The sequence below is a fragment of the Gammaproteobacteria bacterium genome (assembly GCA_013696315.1).
Classification (GTDB): domain Bacteria; phylum Pseudomonadota; class Gammaproteobacteria; order JACCYU01; family JACCYU01; genus JACCYU01.
In genome coordinates this window covers 1-4,037 of record JACCYU010000247.1, presented here as the reverse complement: position 1 = coordinate 4,037, position 4,037 = coordinate 1, and the positions used below count along the sequence as shown (strand labels likewise).

The 4,037-nt window shown below is 59.8% G+C and carries 8 protein-coding genes and 1 tRNA gene; all 9 read right to left on the bottom strand.

The features are described from left to right. Positions 1-271 (bottom strand): hypothetical protein (locus H0V34_14360; protein MBA2492811.1); only part of this gene is annotated, 271 nt, incomplete at its 3' end. A gap of 165 nt (positions 272-436) precedes the next feature. Beyond that, positions 437-814 carry a 50S ribosomal protein L7/L12 gene (gene rplL, locus H0V34_14355; GenBank protein ID MBA2492810.1) on the bottom strand — a complete coding sequence of 126 codons (378 nt, stop codon included), beginning with the start codon at positions 812-814 and terminating at the stop codon, positions 437-439. Between the two features lie 45 nt (positions 815-859). Then, positions 860-1,390 (bottom strand): 50S ribosomal protein L10, encoded by a 531-nt coding sequence (gene rplJ, locus H0V34_14350; GenBank protein MBA2492809.1) that lies wholly within the window; start codon positions 1,388-1,390, stop codon positions 860-862. Between the two features lie 69 nt (positions 1,391-1,459). Continuing rightward, positions 1,460-2,158 (bottom strand): 50S ribosomal protein L1, encoded by a 699-nt coding sequence (rplA, locus tag H0V34_14345; GenBank protein MBA2492808.1) that lies wholly within the window; start codon positions 2,156-2,158, stop codon positions 1,460-1,462. Positions 2,159-2,160: 2 nt separating this feature from the next. Next, positions 2,161-2,592 carry a 50S ribosomal protein L11 gene (gene rplK, locus H0V34_14340; GenBank protein ID MBA2492807.1) on the bottom strand — a complete coding sequence of 144 codons (432 nt, stop codon included), beginning with the start codon at positions 2,590-2,592 and terminating at the stop codon, positions 2,161-2,163. A gap of 83 nt (positions 2,593-2,675) precedes the next feature. After that, positions 2,676-3,209 carry a transcription termination/antitermination protein NusG gene (nusG, locus tag H0V34_14335; GenBank protein ID MBA2492806.1) on the bottom strand — a complete coding sequence of 178 codons (534 nt, stop codon included), beginning with the start codon at positions 3,207-3,209 and terminating at the stop codon, positions 2,676-2,678. Positions 3,210-3,217: 8 nt separating this feature from the next. Continuing rightward, positions 3,218-3,589 carry a preprotein translocase subunit SecE gene (gene secE / locus H0V34_14330; GenBank protein ID MBA2492805.1) on the bottom strand — a complete coding sequence of 124 codons (372 nt, stop codon included), beginning with the start codon at positions 3,587-3,589 and terminating at the stop codon, positions 3,218-3,220. A gap of 72 nt (positions 3,590-3,661) precedes the next feature. Next, positions 3,662-3,737 (bottom strand) — tRNA-Trp (locus tag H0V34_14325). Between the two features lie 172 nt (positions 3,738-3,909). Beyond that, positions 3,910-4,037: elongation factor Tu (gene tuf / locus H0V34_14320; protein MBA2492804.1), on the bottom strand; the 128-nt coding region annotated here is incomplete at its 5' end.

Here is a 4,037-nt window from a genome sequence, read left to right as displayed (position 1 = left end):
GTTGGCACTCGCGTACGTCGAACACGGGCGTACCCAACCGGTAATTGACGTATGCCAACTGCACGTTGCCCGAATAGCTGGTGATCGGAAATACCGAGCTGAACGCGCTGTGCAGCCCCGCGGCATCGCGCTGATCAGGCGCCTTCTCGGATTGCAAAAACTGACGATAAGAGGCAAGCTGGATTTCCAGCATGTACGGGACTTCAAGAATCTGGGGGCGCTTACCGAAATCCCTGCGGATGCGTTTTTTCTCGGTGTAGCTATAAGCCATTAGGTTACCTCGTTGACGACGGGCGGGCGTGTTGGTTGCCGGCGGATCGGTAGCGACAAAGTGGGGATTCCGCGCTCAAAATACAACGCAGACAGGCCGGTGACATTGACGCCACCAGCCTGTGCGCGACAGGGCGGTTTACGGAACGCAACCGGTAAACCGCGATTACTTGAGTTCTACCGAGGCGCCAGCTTCTTCCAGTTGTTTCCTGATGGTCTCGGAATCCGCCTTGCTGGCGCCTTCCTTGATCGTGGATGGAGCGCTCTCCACCATGTCCTTGGCCTCTTTAAGCCCCAGACCGGTAAGCGCGCGCACAACCTTGATTACCGAAACCTTGTTCGCGCCGAAACTGGTCATCACCACGTCAAATTCGGTTTGCTCCTCGGCCGCTTCCGCAGCAGCCGCGGGTGCGGCGGCTGCCGGCCCGGCGGCCACGGCTGCCGTCACACCCCATTTTTCTTCCATGGCGGAAATGAGATCGACCACTTCCATGACACTCATACTGGAAATGCTTTCGAGAATATCTTCTTTTGATACAGCCATCTGTTTGCTCCTGAACCGTTGCTTACATCGAAATCGCGCGCACCATCAGTCGGCAGCCCGTTTCTGATCCTTTAACGCCGCCAAGGTTCGCACCAGTTTGGCGTGCGGCGCCGCCAACACTCCCAGCAGCTTCGCCAGCGGGGCCTGCATGACCGCCAGCATCTGGCTCAACGCCTGCTCGCGGGTGGGCAGGCTCGCCAGACGTTCCAGTGCCGACTCATCCATTAACTGTCCGCCCACAGCGACCAGCATGGGCTTCAGCCCGTCGTGCTGTCTGGCAAAGTCCTTGACCAGACGCGCTGCCGCACCCGGATCTTCACGTGAAAACGCCAGAATCAGCGGGCCTGTAAAACCGGGCTGCATGCATTCGAACGCCGTGCCGGCGACGGCGCGGTGGGCGAGCGTATTCTTGACGACCCGCAGATAAACCTGTTCGTTACGCGCTTTGGCGCGCAATTCGGTCAGCACTTCGACCGACAGACCCCGATATTCGGCGGCGACCGCCGAATGCGCATCGGCGGCCACGGCAGCGACTTCCGAGACGATCTGCTGCTTTTCCGTCAGACTCAATGCCACGTTTCAAAACCTCTGTTATTGATTCATCTGGCGTGCGCCGTACGTGCCGAACGCGCGCCTGCCGCGCGTTTACTGACTGGACAGCTGGTTCTGATCCACGGCAATACCCGGCCCCATGGTCGATGACAGGGTTACCTTTTTAAGATAAACACCCTTGGACGTGGCAGGCTTCGCCTTGATCAGATCCGCCACCAGCGCGCCCAGGTTCTCCTGTAGCGCATTCACGTCAAAACCGACGGTGCCAATGCTGCAATGAATGATGCCGCCCTTGTCCGCGCGGTATCGCACCTGCCCGGCCTTGGCGTTACGCACCGCCTGCGCCACGTCCGGCGTAATTGTGCCAACCTTGGGATTGGGCATCAGGCCGCGCGGGCCCAAGATCTGGCCAAGCTGCCCGACTACCCGCATCGCTTCCGGCGCGGCGATAACCACATCGAAATCCAGCTTGCCGGCCCGCACCTGTGCGGCGAGATCGTCCATGCCGACGATGTCCGCGCCGGCGTCCGTGGCGGCCTGCGCCTTGTCGCCCTGGGCAAACACGGCCACACGCACACTCTTGCCCGTGCCGTGCGGCAGCACGGTGGAGCCGCGCACCATCTGATCGGACTTGCGCGGGTCGATGCCAAGATTCAGGCTGACATCCACCGATTCAGCAAACTTTGCCGAACTCGTGTTCTTGATTAGCTGCAACGCCTCCTCGAGCGAATACTGATTACCCGGCTTGATCTTGTCCCGCATGGCGCGCATGCGTTTGGAAACTCTTGCCATAATCAGAATCCTTCGACCTCCAGCCCCATGCTGCGCGCGCTGCCCGCGATGCTGCGCACGGCGGCCTCGAGATCGGCAGCGTTCAGGTCCGGCATCTTGGTTTTCGCGATCTCTTCGATCTGCGCGCGATCAACCTTGCCCACCTTATTCGTATTCGGTTTGCCGCTGCCCTTGGCAATACCCGCGGCTTTCTTAAGCAACACGGACGCGGGCGGCGTCTTGGTGACAAACGTAAAACTGCGATCCGAATACGCAGTAATCACCACCGGCAACGGCATGCCCTGCTCGACATTCTGCGTCTGCGCGTTGAACGCCTTGCAGAATTCCATGATGTTCAGGCCACGCTGGCCCAGCGCCGGGCCTACCGGGGGACTGGGATTAGCCTGCCCCGCGGGCACCTGCAGCTTGATATACGCCTCAACTTTCTTTGCCATTTATGCTCCTACACACCGCGCGTGCGGGGACAACAATCGATCGCTTGCACGCATCCGCGTAGCCGGCATGCAGCATCCGCCGATCAAGACTTTTCCACCTGGCTGAACTCCAGTTCGACCGGCGTCGAACGACCGAAAATCTGGACGGCCACCAGCAGCCGGCTTTTCTCGTAGTTCACTTCTTCGACCACGCCGTTAAAATCGTTGAATGGTCCGTCCGCGACCCGCACCACCTCGCCCGGCTCGAACAATACCTTGGGCCGCGGCTTGTCTACTCCTTCCTGAATGCGTTGCAGAATCGCCTCCGCTTCCCGGTCAGAAATGGGCGCGGGTCTGTCCGACGTGCCGCCGATAAAGCCCAGCACCTTGGGCGCCTCTTTAACAAGGTGCCAGGTCTCGTCGCTCATATCCATCCGCACCAGCACGTATCCGGGAAAGAACTTGCGCTCGCTGCGCCGCTTCTGTCCTTCCCGCATTTCCACAACTTCCTCCATCGGCACCAGAATCTCGCCGAACCGATCCTGCATGCCGAAACGCTCGATGCGTTCCAGCAATGCGCGCTTGACCTGGTTTTCAAAACCGGAGTAAGCGTGAACGACGTACCAGCGCAGCGCCATTGGCAACCTCAGACGCCAATCACGAGCTGGATCAGCCAGCCCAGCAACATATCCAGCAGCCACAAAAATATCCCGACAATAATCACCACCAGAAACACAACCAGCGTCGTCTGCATGGTCTCGGCACGGCTGGGCCACACCATCTTGCGCACTTCGGTGCGCGAATCCTGCAAAAAACTCGCGATGCTACGGCCTTTCGCCGTGCTCCAGGCAATCGCGACCGCGATACCGGTAACCGCCAGCAAACCCAGCACGCGATAAAGCGTGGACTGCTCCGCGTACCAGTAGAACGCGATAACGCCAGCGGTCACCAGCAATGCCGCAAGCGCAAGCTTGGCGGTATCCAGCGCCGAGCCTTGCGTCTCGGTTTTAGTCGCCATCTGCCACCGCGCGATAATTATCAGTCAGCGCCGTGGCGGAAATAATTGTCTCCGTCCGGGCCGTCGCGAATATGGCAGGCCAGGAGGGACTTGAACCCCCAACCTGCGGTTTTGGAGACCGCTGCTCTGCCAATTGAGCTACTGGCCTACGTTTAACTACCATGCAAGCCATCCATGGCGACATACAATCTATGCCTGAAGCTCCGGCCTCGCCCTCCCTGGCGAGGCGCGCGCCAGGGAATTGATTCACTGGATCAATTTCTTTTTCCGGCTCGCCCAATTGAGGTACTGGCCTAATTGCAAACGCGATACTCACCCCCCTACTTCACGACCTTGGCGACCACGCCGGCGCCGACGGTGCGGCCGCCTTCGCGGATGGCGAAGCGCAGGCCCTCTTCCATCGCGATCGGCGCGATCAAGGTCACCTGCATCTTGACGTTGTCACCTG